Annotated in this window: 18 protein-coding genes; 15 read left to right on the top strand and 3 right to left on the bottom strand. The window is 34.7% G+C overall.

What is annotated here, in order from left to right; translation table 11 throughout:
• Positions 1 to 14: 14 nt before the first annotated feature.
• The 3 genes from bafA (V4B18_RS06435) to ndk all read left to right on the top strand — a co-directional run bounded on the left by bafA (V4B18_RS06435) (position 15) and on the right by ndk (position 6,317).
• Positions 15 to 2,609, top strand: a complete 2,595-nt coding sequence (gene bafA, locus V4B18_RS06435) for a BafA family autotransporter (protein ID WP_455475617.1) — start codon at positions 15 to 17, stop codon at positions 2,607 to 2,609.
• A 396-nt stretch (positions 2,610 to 3,005) separates the two neighbouring features.
• Positions 3,006 to 5,516 (top strand): BafA family autotransporter, encoded by a 2,511-nt coding sequence (gene bafA / locus V4B18_RS06430; protein WP_455475616.1) that lies wholly within the window; start codon positions 3,006 to 3,008, stop codon positions 5,514 to 5,516.
• Between the two features lie 378 nt (positions 5,517 to 5,894).
• A complete protein-coding gene (gene ndk / locus V4B18_RS06425; protein ID WP_455475615.1) occupies positions 5,895 to 6,317 on the top strand; it encodes a nucleoside-diphosphate kinase in 423 nt (140 codons plus the stop codon).
• 96 nt (positions 6,318 to 6,413) lie between these two features.
• On the opposite strand, the gene pgsA is transcribed toward ndk, so the two are convergent.
• Together pgsA and uvrC are read right to left on the bottom strand one after the other, a co-directional pair.
• The gene (gene pgsA / locus V4B18_RS06420) at positions 6,414 to 6,995 is read right to left on the bottom strand and encodes a CDP-diacylglycerol--glycerol-3-phosphate 3-phosphatidyltransferase (RefSeq protein WP_455475614.1); all 582 of its coding nucleotides are present in this window, start codon (positions 6,993 to 6,995) and stop codon (positions 6,414 to 6,416) included.
• A 74-nt stretch (positions 6,996 to 7,069) separates the two neighbouring features.
• Complete coding sequence (uvrC, locus tag V4B18_RS06415) at positions 7,070 to 9,055, bottom strand: excinuclease ABC subunit UvrC (protein WP_455475613.1); 1,986 nt, start codon at positions 9,053 to 9,055, stop codon at positions 7,070 to 7,072.
• A gap of 1,263 nt (positions 9,056 to 10,318) precedes the next feature.
• Between uvrC and V4B18_RS06410 the strand changes: the two genes are divergently transcribed.
• The 10 genes from V4B18_RS06410 to V4B18_RS06365 all read left to right on the top strand — a co-directional run bounded on the left by V4B18_RS06410 (position 10,319) and on the right by V4B18_RS06365 (position 20,833).
• Positions 10,319 to 10,528, top strand: coding sequence for a glycoside hydrolase family 3 N-terminal domain-containing protein (locus V4B18_RS06410; protein ID WP_455475612.1), 210 nt, complete (start codon positions 10,319 to 10,321; stop codon positions 10,526 to 10,528).
• A 387-nt stretch (positions 10,529 to 10,915) separates the two neighbouring features.
• A complete protein-coding gene (tatA, locus tag V4B18_RS06405) occupies positions 10,916 to 11,185 on the top strand; it encodes a twin-arginine translocase TatA/TatE family subunit (RefSeq protein WP_455475611.1) in 270 nt (89 codons plus the stop codon).
• A gap of 95 nt (positions 11,186 to 11,280) precedes the next feature.
• Positions 11,281 to 11,721 carry a Sec-independent protein translocase protein TatB gene (tatB, locus tag V4B18_RS06400; protein WP_455475610.1) on the top strand — a complete coding sequence of 147 codons (441 nt, stop codon included), beginning with the start codon at positions 11,281 to 11,283 and terminating at the stop codon, positions 11,719 to 11,721.
• Positions 11,718 to 12,509 carry a twin-arginine translocase subunit TatC gene (gene tatC, locus V4B18_RS06395; protein WP_455475609.1) on the top strand — a complete coding sequence of 264 codons (792 nt, stop codon included), beginning with the start codon at positions 11,718 to 11,720 and terminating at the stop codon, positions 12,507 to 12,509. Before tatB ends, tatC begins: the two co-directional genes overlap by 4 nt.
• A gap of 50 nt (positions 12,510 to 12,559) precedes the next feature.
• Positions 12,560 to 13,837, top strand: a complete 1,278-nt coding sequence (gene serS, locus V4B18_RS06390) for a serine--tRNA ligase (RefSeq protein ID WP_455475608.1) — start codon at positions 12,560 to 12,562, stop codon at positions 13,835 to 13,837.
• A gap of 128 nt (positions 13,838 to 13,965) precedes the next feature.
• Positions 13,966 to 14,625 carry a protein-L-isoaspartate(D-aspartate) O-methyltransferase gene (locus V4B18_RS06385; RefSeq protein WP_455476551.1) on the top strand — a complete coding sequence of 220 codons (660 nt, stop codon included), beginning with the start codon at positions 13,966 to 13,968 and terminating at the stop codon, positions 14,623 to 14,625.
• A 181-nt stretch (positions 14,626 to 14,806) separates the two neighbouring features.
• Positions 14,807 to 15,973, top strand: a complete 1,167-nt coding sequence (locus V4B18_RS06380; protein WP_455476550.1) for a peptidoglycan DD-metalloendopeptidase family protein — start codon at positions 14,807 to 14,809, stop codon at positions 15,971 to 15,973.
• Positions 15,974 to 16,365: 392 nt separating this feature from the next.
• Entirely contained in the window at positions 16,366 to 16,812 is a 447-nt protein-coding gene (gene yajC, locus V4B18_RS06375) for a preprotein translocase subunit YajC (protein WP_455475607.1), read from the top strand.
• A 578-nt stretch (positions 16,813 to 17,390) separates the two neighbouring features.
• Positions 17,391 to 17,777 (top strand): Mth938-like domain-containing protein, encoded by a 387-nt coding sequence (locus V4B18_RS06370; RefSeq protein ID WP_455475606.1) that lies wholly within the window; start codon positions 17,391 to 17,393, stop codon positions 17,775 to 17,777.
• A gap of 2,195 nt (positions 17,778 to 19,972) precedes the next feature.
• Positions 19,973 to 20,833 (top strand): phytoene/squalene synthase family protein, encoded by an 861-nt coding sequence (locus V4B18_RS06365; RefSeq protein WP_455475605.1) that lies wholly within the window; start codon positions 19,973 to 19,975, stop codon positions 20,831 to 20,833.
• Between the two features lie 656 nt (positions 20,834 to 21,489).
• Here V4B18_RS06365 and V4B18_RS06360 read toward each other — a convergent pair.
• Complete coding sequence (locus tag V4B18_RS06360) at positions 21,490 to 23,379, bottom strand: peptidyl-prolyl cis-trans isomerase (RefSeq protein ID WP_455475604.1); 1,890 nt, start codon at positions 23,377 to 23,379, stop codon at positions 21,490 to 21,492.
• A 155-nt stretch (positions 23,380 to 23,534) separates the two neighbouring features.
• On the opposite strand from V4B18_RS06360, the gene tpiA reads away from it, so the two are divergent.
• A complete protein-coding gene (gene tpiA, locus V4B18_RS06355) occupies positions 23,535 to 24,299 on the top strand; it encodes a triose-phosphate isomerase (RefSeq protein WP_455475603.1) in 765 nt (254 codons plus the stop codon).
• Positions 24,300 to 24,382: 83 nt separating this feature from the next.
• A complete protein-coding gene (gene secG, locus V4B18_RS06350; protein WP_455475602.1) occupies positions 24,383 to 24,817 on the top strand; it encodes a preprotein translocase subunit SecG in 435 nt (144 codons plus the stop codon).
• Positions 24,818 to 24,883: the final 66 nt, after the last annotated feature.

Genomic DNA, 24,883 nt, shown 5'->3' with positions numbered 1-24,883 from the left:
GGAAGGGTATAGCTATGCAATATAAATGGAAATTAAATTGCTTGGCGCTTGTATTCAGCAGCTGCTTTATGCAAGCTGCGATTGCGGGTAAAGGTAAAGCACAGTTTTTTTGTCAGCCTTCAAAATACGATAGCACTGAAAAAATGTTCTATGGTAAAGAAGGTTTAAAGATAGAAAAATGTATAAAGGTCACACCGCCTAAAAGTGATCCCATCATAGAGACGCATAGAAAATCGTATTTTATAAAAAATTTTCTTGATGTTGCTCCAAGTAAGAGCAGTGGAATATTCCCTAATTCAGCATATGAGAATAATAGTAACAGTGTTAGACATAGTGTACAAAGAGAAAATATTGTGACACTTGGAGATTCTGAGCTTATTTTTGTTAAAGATGGAGCAATCTTAAAAAATTTTGTACTTAATAATAATGCTCAAGTTTATGTTTCTAATGATGGTTTGACAGGTAATCCAGGAAAATCCATCAATAACGTAATTATGAATGGTGCAGCGATTTATGTTGATGCAGGCGGTCTTAGTGAGAATAGTCAAATTGAAAATGGTGGAATTGAGGTTATTCGTGCTTCAAGGGAAAAACAAGGTTTTTCAAAAAATGCTGTAGTTAATAAGGGGGGAAAGCAAATTATTAGTAATGGAGGAAAAGCAACGGAAATCAAAATTTATGGTGGTCAGCAGCTTGTTTTTGGAGGTGTTGATGTTGGAGAACAGGTTAAAGGTAGTACTGCTTCTGATATTATAATTTATGGTCAAGATGAATCTCTTGGGCAGCAAAAAGTGTATGACGGAGGGATAGTCTGGAATACGAAAGTTATGCAAGGAGCTGTACAAGATATTACAAAAGAGGATCAAAATGCAAAAAATGGTGGTTCTGCGTTTGATACAGAATTATTTGGGGATGGTAAACAGCGTGTTTTTGCAGGGGGAAGGGCTATCAGAGTCACTTTAAACGAAGCTGCTACCCAAGAGGTATATGCTGATGGATATGTAAAAAATTTGACGATTCGTGATAATGCAACATCATTGGTGCGTGCTGGTGCAACATTGGAAGGTATAGTGTTTGTGAATAATTCTGGACAGCTTCATCTTTATGCTGGAAATGATCAGCATCGTACTACAGCAGAGGAAGTCATTTTAAATGGACAAGATACAAAACTATATTCTATTACCGCAAGATCTGATGGACAAAGCTCTATAATTCAAAAATTAAGTGGTGATGGTAGTGTTATCTTTGCATTTACTGGATCTGATCCATATTACTCTCAGCTTCATATTAATAATCTTTCTGGGAATTTGCATTTTGAATTCAATACCAATCTTGCGCATGATCGTGGTGATTATCTCTTTGTTGAGAATGGTGAAGGTAATCATACAATAAGTGTTGTTGATTCTGGGGTTGAGATTACGGATTCTTCTTCAAAAAATCGTGTTCTAATTACTGATAAAAGCGGTGGAGCTTATTTTACACTAGAAAGCTTATCTGGTAAAAAAATTAATGCGATTGATGGTGGAGCCTATATGTATGGTTTAAAACAGAGAGAAGATGAGAATGGAAAAATTTGGTTTTTGTCCGCAGATCGTATTGATGGTTCAGAAATTGGTGGGTCAGAAGTTGGTGTTTTGGGAATTAATGCTTATGATTTTGGTGAAGTTGTAATTACTCCTTCAACTGATGCGGTGTTGTCTACAGCGGTATCTCCTGAGCTTATTTTTAACAATGAGTTGCAAGTTGTTCGTATTGGTAGAGGGGTTTTAGAAAAAAAACGTATTGGTAGAGGTTTGGACAAAAATAAGAACAATACAGCCCTATGGACATATGCAATTAAGAGTAGAGAGAGCATTGCTACAGGTTATTCAAATTTTAAACTTGAGCAGACCGGAATGATATTGGGTGCTGATCAGTTGAATGAATTAGTACATGGAGATTTGTATGTTGGTGGTTTTGGTAGTTATGATCAAGCGCGTGTTGCTCATGCACGAGGTGGTGCTAGCCACATAGATACTTATAGCATTGGAACTTACGTTACTTATTTTGATAATAACAGGTGGTATCTAGATGGTGTTTTAAAATTTAATTATTATCAAGACGATCTTAACGCTATTTCAACAAATGATTCAGCTATTCAAGGAAATTATAATCAGTGGGCAATAGGTGGGTCATTTGAAATGGGGTGTCGTTTTGAGATATCGCAGGATAGTTGGATGCAGCCTCATGTCAAGATAACAGGAGTACAGGTTGAGGATAAAAAAATTAAACTTTCCAATGGAATGACAGGTGATATAAGCTCATTTGCTTCACTTCGTAATGAGGTTGGTTTATTTGCGGGACATGAATTTATTATTGGTACAGATATTCCATTAACGGCTTATATTACGGCGGCTTGGTTGCGCGAAAATGTGAATAATAATCATACGACAATTAATAAAGAGCATAAATTTTTTACTGATTTGTCTGGAAATGCAGGAAAACTTGGAATTGGTTTGAACAGTTTCATAAACGATAAATTAACGCTTCAGACGGAAGCCTATTATCTTAAGGGGCGTAAAATTAAACGATCGCTTCAAGGTAGTTTGGGTATACGCTATAGTTTTTAATGTGTGTTCTATTCTTTAATTAAGTTCATATTATCTTGTTATAATTTTAATGAGTTAAAAATTTTGATGTTTAGATAATATCTTTATTAAGAATGATAAGCATTCAAGATAATTCTTGATGCCTCTCTTCAGATTATACGTTTTTATTATAAACATTTCAAAATGTGCCTTATCAATATAGGCACATTTTGAATTTTTAGCTTTGCTATTTAAATAAAACTAAGCTATTAGCTCTTATATTTGCATCTGTTGACTAAGGAATGTTATACCATAATGTAAAATACATTATGTGATAAATTGGTACGTTATAACATAAATAGAACATATTACGTTGTTAATTTGAAACGTTACCTACGTAGTCGCAGGATTTTACTTTTATATAAAGGAGTGTGGATTATGCGGCGTAAATACAAATTAGGCGTTTCAATATTGATGATTAGTAGTTGTTTTGCGCAAGTTGCAGGCGCAGATGAAAGTAAAAAAGGGAAGCTAGAATATAATAATAAGGAAAATCGTGTGATGATGAGTGGTGGATCGGTATCAAAAGGTTCAGCACTGATTACTTCTGGGAAATTCAGCAATGGCGTTAAGATTTTAGATGGTAGTGTAGAGGTTGTTGAAAATGGGGGAACATCAATGAATACTATTATAGAAAAGGGTGGAATACAGATAGTCACACGCGGAGGAAATGCAATAGATACTAAAATTCTCGGTGGTAGGCAGCTTGTTTTTGAGGAGAGTAATTTGACAAATTTGAGTGGCAATGCGGTTAGACGGAGTACAGCTTCTGGTGCTACGGTTTTGGGTGCGAATGGATCCGTGGGACAGCAAAATGTGTATGGTGGTGGACAAGCTTGGAAGACGACAGTTGGTAATGGGGGGGAACAAAATCTTTATGTGGGAAATCACAAAAAAGGTGGAACTGCAACGCAAACTACAGTTTCTGGAAATGGTAGGCAGAACGTTTTAGATAAAGGAAGAGCCGTTGATACCACTTTGAGTGGTAATGCTATTCAGGTAGTATATCCTGGTGGAGAGATAGATGGTTTAACAATTAGTGATTTTGCTAGTTCGTGGATGCATGTTGGCACACAGATATCAAAGAAGGGAATACAGGTTAATGGTAAGGGACATCTTTATTTATATGCTGGCGATAGAATAAATCATATTACAAAAAAAGAGCTTTCTGTGACAGGGAGAAGCACAGAAAAGTTGTTTTTTGTTAATGAGCATGATGGCAGTGAGCAACCTTGGCTTTATATTGAAAAATTAAGTGGTCAAGGAGGAACTGTGAGTTTTCTTTCTATTCCATATGATAATCGTCCTGTATTACTTCGCGTTGAGAATCTTTCAGGTCAATTACATTTTCATTTTGATGTTAGTGTTACAAATACGCAGAGAAGTTATTTGTTGATAGGTAATGGGGCAGGTAATCATACAATAAGTGTTGTAGATTCTGGTGCTGAAATTGCGGGTTTTCTTTCACAAAATAATAATGCTTTTCCTCGGCTTAATTTAGTTACGGATAGAACAATCAAAGGTGAAGGAGCTACTTTTACACTGAAAAACTATTCTGGCAAAAGCATTACAGCTGTTGATGGTGGTGCTTATATGTATAGTTTGCGTAAAGAGAAAGAGGACGAAGGATACACAGTTTGGTATTTGGCTGTTCCAGAAGCAAAGCAGCAGTCTCGTGATTCTTCCCGTTCTAAGAGTGAAAGGTTTTCTCTTCGAAGCGGTGATACGCGGAATGTTAAGAAAAAGCCTAGATCCAGACGTCCACGGCATTTAAGAGAGAATCAGTTAGTTTCTACTTCATTTCCAGAAAATCAATCTGATGAAATTTTACGTTCAGGTGATCGTCTTCAGCTTTCAAATAAAAAACAGCAGTCTGTAGCTTCTTCATCTTTAGGTGATCAAGTTGTTCAACATTCAAATGGTCAGCTGTCCCGCTTGCCACAAGCAAAGCAAGAGATAAAAGTTTCTGATTTTTTGACTAGTCCCTCTACAGATGCAGTGTTATCTATGTCAGTGATCCCTGGATTTATTTTTCACAATGAGTTGCAAGTAGTGCGTGCTGGGAGAGGAATTGTAAACGGAAGTAAGAAAATCTCTGCTTTTTGGACACAGGCAATCAAGCACAAAGAACATATTGCCACAGGTCATACAGATTTTAAGCTTGATCAGACAGGTATAATATTGGGTATTAATAGCTTAAGTGAACTGATGAGTGGAGAGTTTTATGTTGGTGGTTTTGGTAGCTATGATCAAGCGCGTGTTGCACATGCTCGAGGCGGCACGAGTAGCATAAGCGGTTATAGTTTAGGGACTTATGCGACTTACGTTGATTATAGTGGATGGTATCTAGATACTGTTTTTAAATATAATCATTATCAGAATGATTTGAATGCTGTTTCAACAAATGGTTTAGATATTCATGGAAATTATAATCAATGGGCGATAGGTGCGTCATTTGAAACAGGTTATCGTTTTAAGACGACGCGGAATAGTTGGATGCAGCCTTATGGACAATTAACTTGGTTGCAAGCAGCAGATAAAGAAATAAAACTCTCTAATAAAATGATCGGTGATATAGGTCGATTAACTTCATTACATAGTGAAGTTGGATTATCTTTAGGGTATGAGTTTGGATCTAGTATGCACACTCCATCAATGGCTTACATTATGGTAGCTTGGGTGCGTGAAAATATAGATAAAAATTACACAACGATTAATAAACAACATAAATTTATCACTGACTTATCTGGGAATTCAGGTAAATTTGGTGTTGGTATGAATAGTTTTGTCAGTGACAGATTAATGCTTTTTGTGGAAGCCAATTATTTAAAAGGGCAAAAAATTAAGCAGTCATTTCAGGGAACTGTGGGGATACGCTATAGTTTTTAAATATGATTTATTTTCTGATCAAGCTTAGTGTGCGGTTATTTTGTAGGATAGGTGCATTACATAAGCGAGGTAGTCTTTTTAAAAATGTGCATTTTTTGTTCGTTACACCTTTCCTATATTTTTTCATTGGGTAACAATTTAGGGGGAGGAGTGCTATAAATTATGTAAGTGGATTTAATCTTTGTAAGAAAGACGATGATGTTATTGATGAAGAGATAGCAATTGGGTGTGTTTTTATTTTTATTTTTATAAAAATTTGTCCTATGACGAATTATGCAGTTTTTAAAATTGGTGCAGATTTTTAAACAATGACTTGGCAAGAGACTTCTTGCTCGCTATAGAACGGCCAAAGAATGTTGTAAAAATAAAGGTGATCAAATGGCTGTGGAACGTACTTTTTCGATGATTAAACCAGATGCAACACGTCGTAATTTAACAGGAGCGATTACAAAAATGCTTGAAGATGCAGGATTACGTGTTGTTGCATCAAAGCGTGTGTGGATGAGTCAGCGTGAAGCTGAAAAATTTTATGCTGTTCATAAAGAACGTCCGTTTTTTAGTGAATTAGTTGAGTTTATGTCTTCTGGTCCAACTGTTGTGCAGGTTTTAGAAGGGGAAAACGCAATAGCTAAAAATCGTGAAGTGATGGGCGCTACGAATCCTATGGATGCTCAGGAAGGAACGATTCGTAAAATACATGCTTTGTCGATTGGTGAAAATTCTGTTCACGGTTCAGATAGTGCTGAAACTGCAAAAACAGAAATTGCTTTTTGGTTTTCTGAGATGGAAATTGTTAGTTAATAAAAACGCGTATAAAAACTAGGCAATCCCAAAATGCACTGTGTGGGGATTGTTTTCGGGGAGAATTTTTTAAAAGACATGTGGATGTTTCTATTATTATGAAATAACATGTTTTAATCCTGCACGAAAATAGTCCCAACCTGTCCATAATGTGAAAAGAGCAGCAATCCACAGCATAGTGATACCAAATTCTATTGTGTAAGGGATAATTTTATTGCCTGCTGGTCCTGCTAAGAGAAAAACAATAGCGATCATTTGTACAAAAGTTTTCCATTTTGCAAGACGAGAAACAGGAACACTGACTTTTAATTCAGCGAGATATTCACGTAATCCTGATACAAGAATTTCTCGACAAAGAATGATAATAGCTGCCCATAGTGTCCACCCCGCAATGGTACTGTCTGCGGCAAGTAATAGCAAACAGGCAGATACGAGAAGTTTGTCTGCAATCGGATCTAACATGCGACCGATATTGGATGTTTGTTCCCAAATGCGGGCGAGATAACCATCAAGAAAATCAGTAATGGACGCAGCTATAAAAATGGAAACAGCAATCCAACGCGCGATATCGCTTGACTGCAGCCGTCCTTCTAAAAAAAAGCAAGCAACAACCATTGGAACAGCAACAATTCGCGCATAAGTTAAAATATTAGGAAAAGAAAATGTATGATTTTTCATAGAGCCATTTTTAATTCTTTGTGAAATATAATTTATTTCATAAAGGTAACAAGGCAAAGATTGCGAAACAAGATTTATTTTTCATTAAAGTGGTTACGAATTTTTTGTGCGATCGTAGCAGAAATTCCTGTAACTTTTGTTAAATCTTCGATAGACGCGCCGGCAACAATTTTAGCACTTCCAAAATGGTGAAGTAATGCACGTTTTCTTTTAGGACCAATATCTTCGATTTCATCAAGTGGGTTTTTGAATGCTTCTTTTTTTCGTTTTGCTCTATGCGTGCCAATTGCAAAACGGTGTGCTTCATCACGCAAACGTTGTAAAAAATAAAGGATAGGATCACGTGGAGGAAGTGTAAAGGGTGCTTTGCCTTTTACAAAAAAACGTTCACATCCTGCTCTACGATTAGCACCTTTAGCTATTCCCACTACTGTGATGAGATTATCTAGTTTTAATTCAGATAATATTGTATGCACACTGTTTATTTGCCCCTCACCACCATCGATTAGTATAAGATCAGGCCAAACGGGAAAAGGATCACTGTCCTTACCTTTTGTGTTGTTGTTGCTATTGGGCAGATCATGCTCTTTGATGAGACGTGAAAATCTTCGTTTAATAACTTCTTTCATCATACCAAAATCGTCGCCTAGCGTAATGTCTGTTGAGCGAATATTGAATTTGAGATATTGATTTTTGACAAATCCCATTGGACCAGCAACAATCATAGCACTTACCGCATTTGTTCCCATAATATGGGAATTATCATAAACTTCTATTCGGCGTGGGATATGGGACAGTTGGAATGTTTTAGCAATACCCTGAAGTAGTTTTGTATGTGTCGCTGTTTCAGCAAGCTTTCGTTCAAGTGCTTCATGTGCATTAATATAAGCATGTTTAACCAGAGCTTTTCGCTCACCTTGTTTTGGTAAAGATAGGAATATTTTACGATTTGCTTTTAAGCTGAATGCTTCTGTAAGAAGTTCCTTTTCTTCGATTGATTCAGACAAAAGAATGAGTTTGGGAAGGGGTTTATCATCATAAAATTGTGCAAGAAAACTCGCTAAAATTTCAGCACTAGAAAAGGATGAATCTGCTCTAGGAAAATAAGCTCGATTTCCCCAATTTTGTTGCATGCGAAAAAAAAACACTTGGATGCAGGTTACTCCTTCCTGTTGCGCAATAGCAAAAACATCTGCTTCTTCAATGGTTTGAGGGTTAATGCCTTGATGGCTCTGTATGTGAGATAGGGCAGATAAGCGATCGCGATAGGTTGCTGCTTGTTCAAAATCAAGATTTTCTGCGACTTTATGCATAGCTTGCACCATATCATTTTTAACTGATTGGCTCTTTCCTGAAAGAAAAGCTTTTGCTTTCTTAACTAATTCTATATATTCACTATCCGAAATTTCATCTGTACACGGTGCAGAACATCGCTTGATTTGATAAAGCAAACAGGGACGTGTACGGTTTTCAAAGACTGAATCAGTACAGGTGCGTAATAAAAAGGCGCGTTGTAAAATGTTGATTGCTTGTGTAACTGCACCTGAAGAAGCAAAAGGACCAAAATAATGCGCTTTTCGTGTTTTAGCACCGCGATGCTTGTAAAGTGCAGGTGCTCGATGATCATCAGTAATGATAATATAAGGAAAGCTTTTATCATCACGTAGTAATATATTAAAACGTGGACGCAACTTTTTGATGAGGTTTGCTTCTAAGAGAAGTGCTTCTGTTTCGGTATGAGTGATAACAAATTCCATATGGTATGTTGCACGAATCATGCTAGTAATACGATTATTGTGTCCTTGTTCACGGGTATAGTTTGAAACGCGTTTTTTTAGATTACGTGCTTTGCCAACATAAAGAACATCACCATTTTCATCGAACATCCTATAAACCCCTGGCCTTTGTGGAAGACATTTGACAAATTCTTGTATAAGTTTGGAACCTTTTAATTGATTTTCTTTATTGATCTTATTAGCATTATCCCACGTAATGTTAGAGAAAAAAGGTGGATTTTCTCGTTCATTTTTGGAAGAATCTGTATTTTTTTTCGGACTCATTCAGTTTATCCAGATTTTCATATGGGGTGTTCTTTTTTATCAAGTATTATTATTTATATGTTTGTAGTTCTTCTTATAAACAATATATTATAATATAATGTCTTATGATTTTTTAGTTATTACTTTTCGTAAAAAACATGAAGGCAGTTCTGAAGAACAATTTTATGAGATTGTTAGCGTTGTTCATTAGCTGATTGGAGTAGAAATTTTGTTGTGATGAGAAACTATTTAATTTTTTTCTTCTCAAATTCAGAATCTATCCTTTTAAAAGAAAAACTCTTTTCTGTCCAAAGCTTTGTTATCTTTTAAAAGACTTTTGAGTAATTTCATAAAATATCCTGTGGCTATAGGTGTTTTTTTACATTGTTTATTTTTTTTGACTGCTTTACATAAAACACTTCCTATAAAGTTGGCAAATTTTATCGAAATGCGTTCTTTTTATCTTGGTGTATTTTTATAAGAAAATAAGTTAGTATACTTTATATTGCAAAAATTCACATAGGAATTTCGTTAATCAATTAGCAATTACAACGATGTACGCCAAGCATTTTAATTTAGCCATACAAGATGCAAAAAAGCTTTTTTAAAAGTAGTGCAGCGATATTTTTACAAATTTAGATCTCAAGCATTCTGTTGTTATACGACTTTGTAAGAGGTAGTGAAAGAAACACAATGCTTAAAACAGTATAATTTCTAGATTGTTCTATGATATCTTACTGTTGTATTGTGTATTATCCCTGACGCATTTTAAAATATTTTTTACGTTATTGCTAGGTTTATACATTTTAAATGTTTGGTAAAAGATCTGTTAGACTAATCAGTTTCTGGATTTTTATTGATCAGGAAGAGGGAGAAGGTGCGGCGTTTACTTCTATTTTTAGTATCTTGTTATCTAGCCGCTGAAGTTTTGGGGAAGTTCTATAAAAATTCAGATAAGAGAATTCGTGTTGCATGGATTATGTCTCAGCTTCACGCTTTTAATTTAATTAAATTTGGTAAATGCCAATTGTCTTCCTATCTCAGACGTTCCGGTAGCCTGAAGCGCATGATGTTATCGGAACACGTAATTATGCTCAGGAGCGAGAAATAGTAACAGCTTTAGAATATGCTGCTGCGAAGGGCTTCTGGATGGGGAGGCATTTTACTAGTGAGGAAATATATTCTTAGGCATAGCCGAGCATTTTCTGATATACATTTTGAGTTAGCATGTGCCAATGCACCAATTTAATATTTTGAAGAAATATGATTTTGTGTCTTTAAAAAATGGTTCACTTGCCAGCTGAGATGACTGCTCATATTGTTTATGAAGCAATTAACGATAAGTTACCTGCAAGGCTGTCTGAAAGAGTTATTGAGAATGATGTTACTCGTAAAAAGATAGGTTTTTATGGGTTTTTAATATTAGATGATATATCAATAAAAGTTCTTTCAGAGGAGTGCATTTTCAAAAAAGTTTTCAAATTTAACACGTAAAATTTTTGTAGCAGATTGTGATATTGTTTTACACTGTAATGGTAATCTGGAAGAAATATTTGAGGTTGCACATGCGACACCATTTTTAAAAGACAAAGCATTGAAGCGTGTACACAACGTTTGCATTAAGATTTTACAACTTGATAAATGAGATGAAATTGCTTTAGAAGAAAAGTTTTAAAGCCTTTTGACTTTTGATTTATGTGAGTTTGTTGTAATAAGTTAAGTCAAAACGGAGATTGGTTGAAAAATAGTTTGCAGTTAAAGCACGTGCGGTTACCTTTAGTTTAAAAGTAAATATACAAGATAAGCTACAGTTAAGTTTTGTATATTTTTATCGGTGAAGCATGAGCAGATAAGATCAAATTTAAACGCAGAGAGAGAGTAATGGGTAATGTTTTTTCACCAACGCATTTAATTATAATCTTACTAGTTATCTTTGTGCTTTTTGGGCGTAGTAAGGTTTCGGAATTAATGGGTGATATTGCTAAAGGTATTAAAGCTTTCAAAAAAAATATGAAAGAGGAAGATAATGTGGAGGATCAGTTTGCAACGACCGATTGTTCCAAAACAACTGATGTTGCGTCTCAACATTCTCAAACTTCATCGGCAAAGCGTGTAGCAGCGCGTAGAAAAGGTTCTTCTTCTCTAAAGTAGACAAAATACTTATTGCGAAAATGATATGTTAAAGTAACAAAGAAGTAATAGCAATTGTGCATTACTTTCAAAAATGAGGAAATCGAATATAAGCGATGTTTGGGATTGATGGATCAGAGTTTTTTGTAATCTTACTTGTTCTCATCGTCGTAGTTGGACCAAAAGATTTACCTAAAATGTTGAAAGCAATGGCAAAGGCGATGACTTATGTCCGTTCAGCAGCAAATGAATTCCGTGATCAGTTTGATGATGCAATGAGACACGTCGAATTAAACGATTTGCAAAAAACATTATCAGATATCAGCAATCCTAATTCGCATAAAGAATTGACAGAGGTTTTTGATCCAATTCACGACACAGTCAGGGGTATTCACGATAATCTTGATGTAAATATAACACACCATAAACCAAAAAAAGATAAGAAAATTTTGAGATGTGATCAAAGTGAAACCAATGAAGATTTAGAGGTATCTGTTGGATATCATAGTTCTGATAGCGTTTCTATAGCTTCTAAATCTAAAGAAAGAGTGTCATGAGTTCCAAAAGAGATGAAATTGATGCCAATATGCTCCCGCTTTTGGAACATTTAATTGAGCTTCGTCAGCGAATTATTGCTGCGTTAGTCATATTTTTCATAGCTTTTATTATGTGTTTCTTTATTAAAGATTATATCCTGAATTTTTTGATATGGCCTTATCAGTGGGCAATGAAAATATCAGGTGGTGATCCTGAGAGTATTCATTTGCAATCAACGCAAGTATGGGAAACTTTTTTAACAAAAATGAAACTTGCTGCTTTTGGGGCAGCTATTTTGTCGTTTCCTTATACGGCTTTTCAACTTTATAGCTTTATTGCACCGGGGCTTTATAAAAATGAGCGTATGGCTTTTATACCGTTTCTCATTGGTGGACCTATTTTATTTCTTGTTGGTGGTGCGTTTGTTTATGCTCTTTTTGCGCCAATCATGCTTTGGTTTAGTCTTTCTCAGCAATTTCTTCCGGATGTTCATTTAAGAATAGAGTTTATCGTTCGTATTTCTGATTATTTAAGCTTTATGACATCCTTTATCCTGATTTTTGGTTTGATCTTTCAACTACCTCTTGTTACCGGCCTTTTAACAAAAGTGGGGCTTTTAACATCTCATATGTTGGTGTCAGTGCGAAAGTGGGCTATTCTCATCTCCTTTGTAATTGCTGCGATGATAACTCCGTCGGATTTTTTTACTATGTTTGCAGTTGCTTTACCAACAATAGTTCTTTACGAGATTTCAATTTTAATCGCTTATTGCATAGAGAAGAGAAAAAAAATTCTTAATAAAAGTTAATATTTGATGTGATAAGAAATGAAGAGAAATTATGTTAATGAGGAATTTTGATGCTTGATATTAAGTGGATTCGTGAACATCCTGAAAAACTAGATAAGTCATTGAAGAATAGAGGTATTGAGCCACAAGCAGAAAAATTAATAAAACTTGATTTTGAGCGTCGGTCGCATGTTGCTAAAGTGCAAATTGCGCAGGAGCGTCGCAATGTAGCTTCAAAAGAAATAGGGCAAGCTTTAGCTGTATGTGATCAGAAAAGGGTTGAGCATCTTAGAGCTGAGGTTGAAGAGATTAAAGCCTTTCTTTCTTCTGCTACAGCGGAAGAAAAGCGGTTGACAGAGAGCCTTGAAAAAGTTCTTTCAGCGCTCCCAAATATTCCATTAGATGATGTTCCAGAAGGTAAAGATGAAAGCGATAATGTCGTTATTAGGCATTTTGGAACACCGCCGACGTTTAATTTTACACCAAAGGAACATTTTGACCTTGGTCAGGATCTTAAGCAGATGGACTTTGAGCGCGCAAGCCGTTTGTCGGGTACACGCTTCACAGTGCTTTCAGGTGCATTAGCACGGCTTGAACGCGCATTGGGTCAATTTATGCTTGATGTGCATGTTTATGAGCACGGTTATACAGAGGTTTCAGTTCCTTTTCTTGTTCGAGATGAAATTGTTTATGGAGCTGCGCAATTGCCAAAATTTGCTAATGATCTTTTTCGGATTACAGATGGTCGGTGGCTTATTTCTACAGCAGAAGTGCCGTTAACCAATTTAGTGAACAACGAAATCCTTGAAGGATCAGATCTACCACTGCGGTTTTCTTCTTTAACCCCTTGTTTTCGTTCAGAGGCAGGATCAGCAGGTCGTGATACACGTGGTATGTTGCGTCAACACCAGTTTTGGAAAGTAGAAATGGTGTCGATTACGACTGAAGAGCAATCTTTAATTGAACTGGAGCGTATGACGGAATGTGCAGAAGATGTGTTAAAACGGCTTGGTTTGCCTTTTCGTACGGTTGTTCTTTCTACTGGAGATATGGGGTTTGCTGCACGTAAAACTTATGATATTGAGGTTTGGCTCCCTGGACAGGAATGTTATCGTGAGATTTCTAGTTGTTCAGTTTGTGGAGATTTTCAAGGGCGGCGTATGAATGCTCGGTATCGTAAAAAAGATGATAAAACGTTACATTTCGTTCATAGTCTTAATGGTTCTGGTACTGCTGTTGGTCGTTGTCTTATCGCTATTTTAGAGAATTATCAGCAGGCTGATGGATCAATTATTGTTCCAGATGCTTTACAGCCCTATATGAGAGGTGTGCGCTGTATTACTGCATAGTTTTATAAAAATAGAATTATCATGCATTTATTAGACAGATGATAGTATATAAACGCAAAGTTTTTCTGTTTTTTAAGTGGCTTGCGCGTACAACTAGATAGCTATTCCATTGGAGCTTGAATGACGCTATGGGGCAAAAGGGTATTTTACAATTTCGTGAAAAGTTGGCAGGTCTTGTACTGAAAATGCGCAGTAAAGGGATCGATGATGTTAGCTTTTTTGCGGCGTTTGAGAAGATTCCGCGTCAGCAATTTGTTGCTGCTCCTTGGTTTAATAGTGCTTATGATAATAAAGTTATTCCCATTGAATGTGGTGAATATATTGAACGTTTGGAAGAACAGCTTTTAATTCTTTTTGCATTGTCATTGAAAAAAAAGCATCGTGTCTTAGAAATTGGTACAGGTTCTGGTTTTTGTACTGCTCTTATGGCATGTCTGAGTGATCGTGTGACAACCGTTGATCGCTACAAAACGCTTATTAATTTAGCGCAACAAAAGTTTCAAACTTTGGGAATTGAAAATATTGTTGTGCGGCAGATTGATGGAAGCTGTATTGTTGCAGATTTGGGATTGTTTGATCGTATTCTCATTTGGCCATCACGCTCAGATGAACCAAAAAAATTTTTAGAGCTTTTAACGGAAAACGGAATTCTTATTCAAGCTATAGGACCAGACGAAGGAGTACAAATTGTCAAGCGTTATATAAAAAATGGCAGCCAATTCCAATGCTCAGAAATGTTTCACGTCCGTTATCAGCCCTTTATTGAAGGCGTTGCGGAAGTGCTTTGATTTATAGATTAAGCTACTGCAAAAATATTTTGTCTTTAATCATTATATTTTTGCAGTGAATTATAAATTCATTTTGATCTTATTGTAAAGATATTTATGGGTAGAGTACTTAATTTTAACTCTTAGGTAATATTAAAAAGCTTTAATAAAGCGAGTTGAGTGTTGGTGAGTGAGCAAAACTATGTGTTTAAAGGTTTTGGGTAATATTTTTCGGTTTAATTTTCGAGGAATAGCTTTTTTTGCAATAACGGTAGTTCTTGCGGGATGTAGTTCTAATACGCAGCGTTTTGCTAATATGTTCTCTGGTAATGCAAATTTTACTGGATCGAATACTCAGGAAACCACATTTGCTTATCCGAAAATGCTATCGGATAGTGTTATACAAAGCACTGAATTGCCTCCTGTAGAGCAGAATAAGAATTCATGGGGTTACGAAAATGCTCAATATAATTCACAAAGACAAGGCGGGGGATCTTCTTCGGATGGACGAATTATAGGAACACCACCGCGTAATCTGGAAGCGCTTTCTCGTTCTCAAATGAATGATACTTCTGTTTTTCAGAAAAATTCTTATATTGTTCAAAGTGGGGATACATTGTTAAGTATTGCAAAACAAATAGGAGTTAGTGTTGATTCATTAAAGTCAGCAAATGGTATAAGTAATAATTCCATTTATATCGGTCAGGTGCTTATGGTTCCAGATAGGCATACAGCAGTAGCTTCAAATGCTCAAAATTATAATTTACTTACATCAACAACAGAGTCTTCACTTCAGTCCCAAGCAGCGTCCTCTACAAAATATAATAAGGCTCTACCTTTATCTAAGACTCCTGTACCAATTGCTCCTTCTGCAAAAACTAACAGGTCACATATTGAGAAAAATTCTTCTAAGCATAATCATAGAATTGGTTTATCAAGTACAATTATTGATACCGGTAATGATCATGCTCTCCCTCCTCAAGCTACAGGGATTTCTAAGATGCGCTGGCCAGTACGAGGGCGTTTATTAAGCAAATTTGGTCAAAAAAAAGGAATAAAAACTAATCGGGGAGTAGACATCGCTGTACCTGAAGGCTCATCGGTAAAGGCGGCGGAAAATGGTATTGTTATCTATGCGAGTGATGGGCTAAAAGATCTTGGAAATGTTGTTATGATTCGGCACGAAGGTGATATTGTTACTATTTATGGACATAATAGCAGGCTTGTCGTTTCTAGAGGGCAAAGAGTACGGCGCGGTGATGAAATTGCAAAATCTGGTATTTCAGGAAATGTTAAAACCCCACGTGTTTATTTTGAGATACGTAAAAGTTCCTTACCTGTTGATCCTGCTCAGTATTTAGAAAATTAACTGATAATGGCTGTATTTTAGAAATGTGTAGCTTAACAGGTTTTAAGCAAAGTAATTGATATAATTTAGGTTTATACTATTAAGCTTAAAATTTTATAGCTTCGGTTAATTGGTTTAATTAGGAAGGTAAAAAAATTACCTTGTATCATTTGTTTTTTTGATTAGTAAAAATGTTCATATTCATGATATGAAAAAAGAAAAATAAATCTGTTCCTTAAAAAAATTTGCCCGTTGCCTTCCGCTTCTTAAAGATTTATTGCTTCTCGATAAGGCTATGACTACTTTGTGTAGTTATCGCTACGTATGTATTTTTAAAAAAGCTCTTTTTTCTGAAGCAAAAGTTTATTTTAGTAAAACGGGAAATACCTAAAGTTTAACCATAGGAGATAAAAATGTTTATTAATGACGCTTATGCTCAAGTTGCAGGCGGTGTTTCCAACGGGAGTTCACTTGTTACATTCATTCCATTTATTCTGGTTTTTGGGATTATGTATTTTTTTATCATTCGTCCACAGCGTGTGCAAATGAAAAAGCGGCAAGAGATGCTTGATGCTGTACGCCGTGGTGATACAGTTATAACGGGGGGTGGCATTATAGGAAAAGTAACAAAAGTTTATGATGAAAGTGGAGAATTAGAGATTGAAATTGGTGATGGCATGCATGTTCGTGTTGTCCATTCTACATTGGCTGATGTTCGCGTAAAAGGCAGACCAATTTCTGAAAAAAAGTCAAAATCTAATACTAAAATAAAAGAACAGAAAAAATCTAAAGCTATAGTGAAAGAAGATGTGGATGCATCAAAAGAGGAAAAAGTTTTATCAAAGGACGATAAATCTTAAAATGTAATTGTCAATTTATTGAATAGTTTACAAGTGTGTTGGCTTGCTAAAAAAAATGTACGTTATTTAGCAAATATCTGTTATGGATACTTGTTTCATGATAAAATTAGGTGGCTTTTGTATAAAAGCCGCTTTGTTAAGTGGGTGATTCTATACCAATCAAAAATCATATTTTTATTGACTTGTTTTTTGTAGGATTACTTTTGTTTTTAAGAATTGTTTTGAATTGAATGTTGTAACAGTTTTTGTTCCCCTTTTATTTTTCTAGTATTGTTATTCTCTATGAGAGAAGTTGTATGTTTGTAAGCGCATAGGATACAGTATAAAGTTTTTTAAATGGATATGTTTAAATGGATGTGGCATTTGGCTATGTTTTATTGCAAATTTTTTCATATTATTTGAAAAAGTTTTATGTGTTGCTTTTTGTATATTGTTAGAATGGTATCTTGATGTGAAAGGTTTTGCATCAACATTGCTGTGCTGTAATTATTATTGGTATATCAATATTTGTTATTGGTTCTTTGCAGGATTTGAAAGAAAAAAACAATTAGGTTTTCAAAAGTAAAGGGCATTTATTTATGTTCCATGCAATTCAAATTCGTGAAGCGCATTTTCCAGGGCGTGCACCTATTGATGCTTATGGTAATGGTGGTTTTCGTTTCGCTGATATGTCCCATAGAGGTTCTATTATTTGTGTACCATCAGGTATTTACGGTGTTGACATGATAGAGCCTATCCCTACTCAAGAGAATATGTCTCGTGTTTTAGCGGAATCAAATAAGATTGAGGTCTTACTGATAGGCACGGGAATTGAATTATTGCGGTTACCTGAAGAATTACGAGTACTTTTACGAGAAAAGCAAATTTCATCGGATACAATGAGTACGGGAGCAGCGGTGCGTACATTCAATGTTCTGCTAGCTGAAGATCGTGCAGTTGCTGCATTATTGTTTGCGGTAGAGTGATCAATATAAAAAAAATCAATATTTTAATTCAATATGAGGAAATTGTATTATAGATATTAACTCTATTAAATTTTTTTGAATTTATCCTTCATTTTTGAGCTTTATTGCTTAAAGAGTGAGTCTTTTGCGGTCAGAATTTTTAGTGTAAGGAAATGCTATACTGTTTTCTGTTTAGTCTAAAGGTGCTTTTAATTTTGGTGACGTTTACCTGAGTGAGCAGCTCGTGTTGCTAATGATTTTCTTAATCCATGTGCAGATTTTTTAATACTTTTTTGGATAGACGTTTTATAAAATGAGACACTAAAACTTTCTTTGATCAGTTTTTTTGTAACCGACAGCAAATGAATGTTTCATTTTCAATAGGATCAGTTCAAAACATTACAGCTAGTTCAGGTAAAATAATAAGAAAAATATTTGCTTAAAATTTGCTGTTTTTCGTTTTAAAATAAACAATGTTACTCTTTACATTTTTTCCAACCGATTCGTATGGCATTATCATGTCGCAATCCCATCCATGTAAAGAAGAACATCAATCTAGACATGTTCATATGCACCATGATGCTGTTAGTTTATAATATTTTTTAAGTTTTCTCCTGTTAAATCTGGAAAGCTATCCTTGTTTTTTTGAGAGGTAGATATTTAATTTCTAAGGTTGGGTGATTTTCAAAAAGTCCTTTATTAATGACTCATTTTAAGAGATGCTCGTTTTTACCAAAAAAATTTGTGTTTTCAAGTGTTTCGGTGCGCCGTTCAATTACAGCCATATATATTTTTTTCTCTGTATGGAGAGTTTCTTAGGGAAACCCATGTTTTCATAAGAGTGGATTCTTTTTACTTTTTTACCTTTAGCGAAGCTATATACCAATACTAATTAATGTTATTAAATATTATTTAAGAAGCTATGCAAATAAATCTTCAATAAGTTTTTCTGGTTTAGGCTGAGTGGGATGATGCTTTGCAATTCGGCAAGTGCGCTTTATAGCTGTTTATAAATTTTTGTATTTCGTAGGTTTCGTTTATTCTACGCCGTAGTTCATGACCAATATGTACATGTCATACGATTTTAATCATATTGGGTAATTAAACAAGATGAGGAGAACGTGGTTAAGATATAGGAATTTTACATCTTAGAGAGTAAAGGTTCGTAATATTCATTCTTTGTACAAATTTAATAATTTTTCTAGATGAATAACTATCTTAGGTGCTTCAATTCCAATTTTAAGATAGGTTAACAATTCCCTAGTAGGTTTAGTTTCTATTAATTCGCTTCTTTGTTTTTAGCTTCTCTTAAAGCGCAAGCAATTGCTGATTGTATCACAGTAGGTGGATGATATGTCACGTTTAGTTTCTTAATTTTAGATGCAACTTACTTGTGAAGCGAATCATGCGTTTGATAAAAATTGTTATGCGAGAGGGCAGGAGATGCTTGGCGAAGGAAAGTATTTCCGTAGTCTTAAGTGGTGTTTGTCAAGATTTGTTTCATATCTTTTTCTATCTCTGCTAAAAAGATTTTAACAACTTTGTTGATGTGTTCAATCTGCTCTTCATCATTTTATGTGGTATATTTTGAGACGTAAATGAGCTGATTAACTACTAAAGCGCAGATCATAGCTCACAAAATTGCACCATTTGCGCGCTATGTTCAGGTTTTACCTCGTTAAGGAAATAAAAAATAGAATATTTTTTAGAGAACACATGGAATTATAGACATCTTTATTAAGATACATTTTAGCTATTACACTATATGTAAGGTAAGTAATTTTATGCCTAAAATCCCTGTGTTTAAGCGTAAAGTATTTTTTTCAAGATTTGTCTTTAGATACCTAGGGGTATGACATTAAATCTTTTTGTGAGGGTAAATAAAAATTATTCCTGATTAATGTTTATAAATAACTTAAATACTTCATTTAATTGTCACGTACATTGTAAATCCAAAATACCTCACTTGTTAGATATGCTAAATTTATTCTTATTAAATAAGCATGATAAGCGTTAAATATATCACGGGAATATCTTCTATTGTATCATCTAAACTAATAACTTGAAATATATGAAGATAAAAATTATTTATGTTATTTTGAATTTCACAGCGATTAGAAAACACTGATAATCATTAATAATTTATAATTGTTTTTCATCTTTACATTACGCTTTTGTCTATATCAGTAGGAGCACCATTTATTAAACCTTCTAAAATGACAAATTTTCTTCCTTATTGTTTAGATATTTTACGTGCTACGGATCGTGATCGCTATATATCGGTTTTATTTGTGCCTAAAGAAAAGCGCAGAGCATTAGCTGCTCTTTATGCTTTTAATGCAGAAGTTGCCCGTATTCACGAAAACGTCCGTGATCCCCTCATTGGTGAGATGAGACTACGTTGGTGGTATGATGCTATAGACAATAATGAGATGCACAGTAGCAAAAGCAATCCGATTTTGAATGATTTATTTATGGCAATTACTTCTTTCAATTTGCCTAAGTCGGCTTTTTTACAGTATTGTGATGCGCATATCTTAGATCTTTATCATGAGCCTATACCAACTATTCATGATCTTGAATCTTATTGTGGTAAGACAGCGAGTATAATTTTACAGCTCTCTTGTCAGATATTAGATTTTGATGCTGCACAAAAATTTACAGATGCTTGTAAACATGGAGGAATTGCTCAAAAATTAAGCGGTGTGTTGCGTCTTTTATCATTTATGCGACAAAAATATCAATGTTATTTCCCTACTGATATGTTAAAAGCTGTAGGAGTGGATAGGGAAAAATTGGAGTCTGATTATATCAATGATGAACAAAAGCGCTATATTATTGATGCTATGGTAGCGCTATCACGAAATCACTATATTAAGTTTTGTGAGCATTCTATTACTTTGCCTAAAACACTTAAACCAGCATTTCTTCCATTGGTAATTCTGCCAGCATCTCTTCAAAAAGCAACACAGTTGGGGGCTGCAGTTTTTCAGGAAAGTGCAACTTTACCATTACTCCGCCGCTATTGGCTGATAACAAAGGCTGCGATGGGAAAAACTTTTCCCAGAATATTATAAAGGATAAAAGAGTGTAATTAAAAATAAGAAAACATTAGAAATGTAGGTGGGCTTTCTGTATTGAGGATAAAAATGATATTATGATTTAAATTTGTTTCGTAGTTATTTTGAGAAATGCTGATAAGTTGATAAAATGATTTAAAAATTGTTAATAATTTAACTTATCATTTTAAAAATTATATATATTTCTTAATTTGTATTGTGCCTTTTCTGTGATAAGATGCGCTAGTAACTAATTATAAAAATGCAAATATAAGGCCAGATTTGTACAATACATTAGCTAATTTTTAGATAAAATACAGATAGTGTATTCTCTTTTTGATGAGATATAACTCTATTTTGATGAAAAAATCTCCATTCGCTACAGCAAAATTTGCATTTATGCTGCGAATTGATCATGAGTCTATACTTTATTTAAAAAAAACAATTTTGATAGGTAACATTCCTTAATATGTTGAATGGATAAACTATTTTCTGATTTTATTTACGATTCTTCATAGATTGCACAATTAAAAAAATTAATTACTTACATAGATATTAATTACTTACATAGATAATACCCATTCAAGTATCAGAAAAAAGTTTTTCCTTTTATGATAAGGGAAATGTTGATCACAGCTTTATTAAATAAATATTTAAAATCATCTATAACATTTTTACTGAGCAGTATTGAAGATTTGATTATAATTAGCATTATTAATTTTTATAGGATGTTCTTTATTTGCAACTTTTAGCATTTCTAATAGGAGATCTTCTCTTATCATTGCATCTATCTTAGTACGAATATCAGGTGAGAGGGTGTGTTCTGTAATGTTTTTAGGTGTGATGACCTCTTTTACTTGATAAATAACGCGATTTGTTGCGGCAGGGTTTTTTACTATGCCATAATGACCTTTGGAACCCGAAAATAATGCTTTAATGCCTTCAGATCCAAAGATCTCAAATGAGTCTTGACGACGGAGGGGGGGGGTTGTTTGTTTTATGATATCAAATTTATTGGCAAGAAAAACAAGATTTTTTCCTTCAGAAAGTTGTTTGAGAAAATCTTCAGCTTTCTTATCGAGAAGACGTTGAATCTCTTCGCGTTTCCATTGGGTAATAACATTTTGCTTAGCTTCTTCGAATGTTTTGTTACGAGCTGGAATGATCTTATCTACCTTATACCAAAGGTATCCATCTTCTTGAAGAGGAAGTGGAGCAAAATCAGATCCTTCGTTTGCTTGATAAATGGATTTTAGTAAAATGTCTTTTTGAGGCAAATCTGTGAGTATTGTATCTTCAATTGTTTTTCCTGTTTCATCAAGAGTGATTGTATGTAAAGACAGCTTATATTTATCAGCAAGCTCTTCAAAAGAGGCTCCTTCAAAGCGAGCATTCTCAATTTCCGTATAACTATTACGTAGATAATCTGTAGCATGATTTTGAGCAAGCATTTGGCGAATATTTTTTTCTGCTTTTTCAAATGGAATTGGGCTTGGAGGTATTATATGCGTGACACGAATAATTACAGGTCCTTTTAAATCATTGATTACAGCGCTAACTTGTCCTTGTTTGAGTTCAAAAATCTCAGATGCTAAATAATTTGGAAGTTCACTTTTTGCTAAAGGTCCCTTTTTTATATCATTGAGAGTCTTTTTTTCAGCTTTGACCAAATCATCAAAACTTAGTCCATCAGCTATTTTTTTTGCTGCATGATCTGCAGCTTCCCGTGTAGAGAATCGTAATTCTTCAATGATACGCTTTTCAGGAGTAGTAAAACGCAAAGAATTCTGAGTATAATAAGTCTTAACTTCATCTGTTGAAATATTTTTTGGTTTTATAAATTCAGCAAGCTTCATAGATAGTAAAGAAACGATGCGGTATTCTGGAACACGAAATTCACTCTTATGAGTCTCAAACCACTTTTGCAATATTTCTTGATTTTGAGGAACAATTGCTTCCTTCTCTTTTAGATCGATAATCAGGTAATCGGCGATACGGGTTTCCTCTCGATAAAGAGCAAGCGCTTTATAAAAAAGGTTTGGCGCTTTCATGCCGGACAGTGAAGCTGAAATGAGTTGATTGCGCTTTTCTTTTTGGACGTAATAGTCGAGAAAATTATTTTCGCTGACATGTAATTGCTGAAGATAGCTAAAAAACAAATCTTGATTAAAGATTCCATTTTTTTGAAATATATTATCAGCGCTTATGGTACGAGCTATTGCATCTTTTGAAAGGCTAATTTTCATTTTGCGCGCTTGTTCATCAAGAAGTACATTTTGTTGTAACTGATTGAAAACAAAAGCGGAGATTTGGTATTGTTGCATTTCATTTGGCGTAAACATTCGTCCAAGGTGAGAAGCAAGCGCTAAACGTGAGCTCTGATCAGTAAGTGCAAGATAATAACCATTGACAGTTATTGTAGACTTTCCAGAAGTTATAAGGTCTCTTTCACTCTTTGTATTTAACTGCGGTATACCCCATAAAAGAATGAAGCATAATAGCAAAATTGCAAGAAAAAACCTAGAAACCCAAGAATTTGTAGCATTTCTTATGGTGTCAAGCATCGTTTAGTCCTATCTGCTAGTTAGTACAATTATCATCAAATGGTGATGAAATTTGCAATAAAGATATATAAGATGCAAGCTTTAAAGACTTGCTTTCGTTTTTTTATTTGATATTTAAGAAAAAAACGTGTTGTGATAACTTTTGAGGTAAAAATATGTCTTCCAATATTAGGCCTTTGATTGCTGGAAATTGGAAAATGAAGGGAACAAGTGAATCTCTTGGAGAGTTGCGCGCTATTGCTGCTGGTGTTAGTTCTGATTTAGGCCGTTTATTAGAAGTCCTCATTTGTATTCCAGCAACGCTTTTATCGCGTGCTTTTGATGCACTGGGAAGTGAAAATCTCCTTTTAGGTGGGCAAAATTGTCATTTTAATGATAGAGGTCCTTATACTGGAGATATTTCGTCCTTTATGCTTAAAGATGCAGGAGCAAGTCATGTCATTATTGGGCATTCAGAACGTCGCATAGTTTATAATGAAAGTAATGCGATTGTTTGTGCTAAAGTGCAAGCTGCATGGCGGGCTGGTCTTGTGGCGCTTGTTTGTATTGGTGAAACATTAGAAGAGCGCAGAGATAATAAAATGTTGAATGTTCTCACGAGACAGCTTGAAGAATCTTTACCAGATGGTGCAACAGCCCAAAATATGATTGTTGCTTATGAGCCTGTGTGGGCTATAGGTACGGGGAATGCAGCAACTTCAGCTGATATTACAGAAGCACATGATTTTATTCGTCATAAGGTGCGTGCTCGTTTTGGCGATGAAGGGTGTAAGATGCGTTTGCTTTATGGTGGGTCAGTAAAAGCATCCAATGCATTTGAAATCTTAAGCACTGCTCACGTTAATGGTGCTTTAGTAGGTCAAGCAAGTTTAAAAGCAACTGATTTTTTAAATATTTGTGATGTTTATCGTAGATTATAATGAAAGAATCTTTGTTTTTTCTTGGATTATATGCAGTTTATATGTAAAAATAGTCATAAATAATTATTTAAAGAGCAGGATTTATGCAAACAGTACTCATTGTTATTCATTTTTTGGTTGTCATTGCTTTGGTTGGTGTTGTCTTGCTTCAACCTTCAGAAGGTGGCGGTCTTGGCGTTAGTAGTGGTTCAGGGCTCATGAGAACTCGTGGTACCAAAAACGCTTTAACGCGTTTGACTGCTATCTTAGCATTTTGTTTTTTTGCAATATCCATTGGGCTCATTGTAGTTGGAAATATATCAAATTCCAGTTCTGATATCCTTAAGCGTATTCCAATTAATCCAGAAGTTGCACCGTTATTGAAGAATGGGTCTCAGCCTTCTATTCTTGAACAGCTTGGTAGTGTTCCGATTCCTAGTCAGGAACAAAACAAGCCTATGATTCCTGCTGATGAAAGCCCAGTTCCACCGCTACTTGAAAATCCATCTGACACATCTGGTGATAAAAGTACAAGATAGTTTTTAAAATAGTATAGATTTTAAAAAGGTGATTTTTCACCTTTTTTATTTTTATGAAAAAAATTT

This window comes from Bartonella sp. B17 (genome assembly GCF_053795755.1).
Note: the sequence above shows the minus strand (reverse complement) of the source record. Positions and strands in the feature narration are given on the sequence as shown.

Excerpts from the sequence above, each read along its gene's own strand:
- V4B18_RS06410 (WP_455475612.1), top strand. The coding sequence starts at position 10,319 with ATGGTTCACTTGCCAGCTGAGATGACTGCTCATATTGTTTATGAAGCA.
- tatA (WP_455475611.1), top strand. The coding sequence starts at position 10,916 with ATGGGTAATGTTTTTTCACCAACGCATTTAATTATAATCTTACTAGTT.
- yajC (WP_455475607.1), top strand. The coding sequence starts at position 16,366 with ATGTTTATTAATGACGCTTATGCTCAAGTTGCAGGCGGTGTTTCCAAC.
- pgsA (WP_455475614.1), bottom strand. The coding sequence starts at position 6,995 with ATGAAAAATCATACATTTTCTTTTCCTAATATTTTAACTTATGCGCGA.
- V4B18_RS06380 (WP_455476550.1), top strand. The coding sequence starts at position 14,807 with ATGTGTTTAAAGGTTTTGGGTAATATTTTTCGGTTTAATTTTCGAGGA.
- V4B18_RS06360 (WP_455475604.1), bottom strand. The coding sequence starts at position 23,379 with ATGCTTGACACCATAAGAAATGCTACAAATTCTTGGGTTTCTAGGTTT.
- bafA (WP_455475617.1), top strand. The coding sequence starts at position 15 with ATGCAATATAAATGGAAATTAAATTGCTTGGCGCTTGTATTCAGCAGC.
- uvrC (WP_455475613.1), bottom strand. The coding sequence starts at position 9,055 with ATGAGTCCGAAAAAAAATACAGATTCTTCCAAAAATGAACGAGAAAAT.
- tatC (WP_455475609.1), top strand. The coding sequence starts at position 11,718 with ATGAGTTCCAAAAGAGATGAAATTGATGCCAATATGCTCCCGCTTTTG.
- bafA (WP_455475616.1), top strand. The coding sequence starts at position 3,006 with ATGCGGCGTAAATACAAATTAGGCGTTTCAATATTGATGATTAGTAGT.
- V4B18_RS06385 (WP_455476551.1), top strand. The coding sequence starts at position 13,966 with ATGGGGCAAAAGGGTATTTTACAATTTCGTGAAAAGTTGGCAGGTCTT.
- tatB (WP_455475610.1), top strand. The coding sequence starts at position 11,281 with ATGTTTGGGATTGATGGATCAGAGTTTTTTGTAATCTTACTTGTTCTC.
- V4B18_RS06370 (WP_455475606.1), top strand. The coding sequence starts at position 17,391 with ATGTTCCATGCAATTCAAATTCGTGAAGCGCATTTTCCAGGGCGTGCA.
- serS (WP_455475608.1), top strand. The coding sequence starts at position 12,560 with ATGCTTGATATTAAGTGGATTCGTGAACATCCTGAAAAACTAGATAAG.
- ndk (WP_455475615.1), top strand. The coding sequence starts at position 5,895 with ATGGCTGTGGAACGTACTTTTTCGATGATTAAACCAGATGCAACACGT.
- V4B18_RS06365 (WP_455475605.1), top strand. The coding sequence starts at position 19,973 with ATGACAAATTTTCTTCCTTATTGTTTAGATATTTTACGTGCTACGGAT.
- tpiA (WP_455475603.1), top strand. The coding sequence starts at position 23,535 with ATGTCTTCCAATATTAGGCCTTTGATTGCTGGAAATTGGAAAATGAAG.
- secG (WP_455475602.1), top strand. The coding sequence starts at position 24,383 with ATGCAAACAGTACTCATTGTTATTCATTTTTTGGTTGTCATTGCTTTG.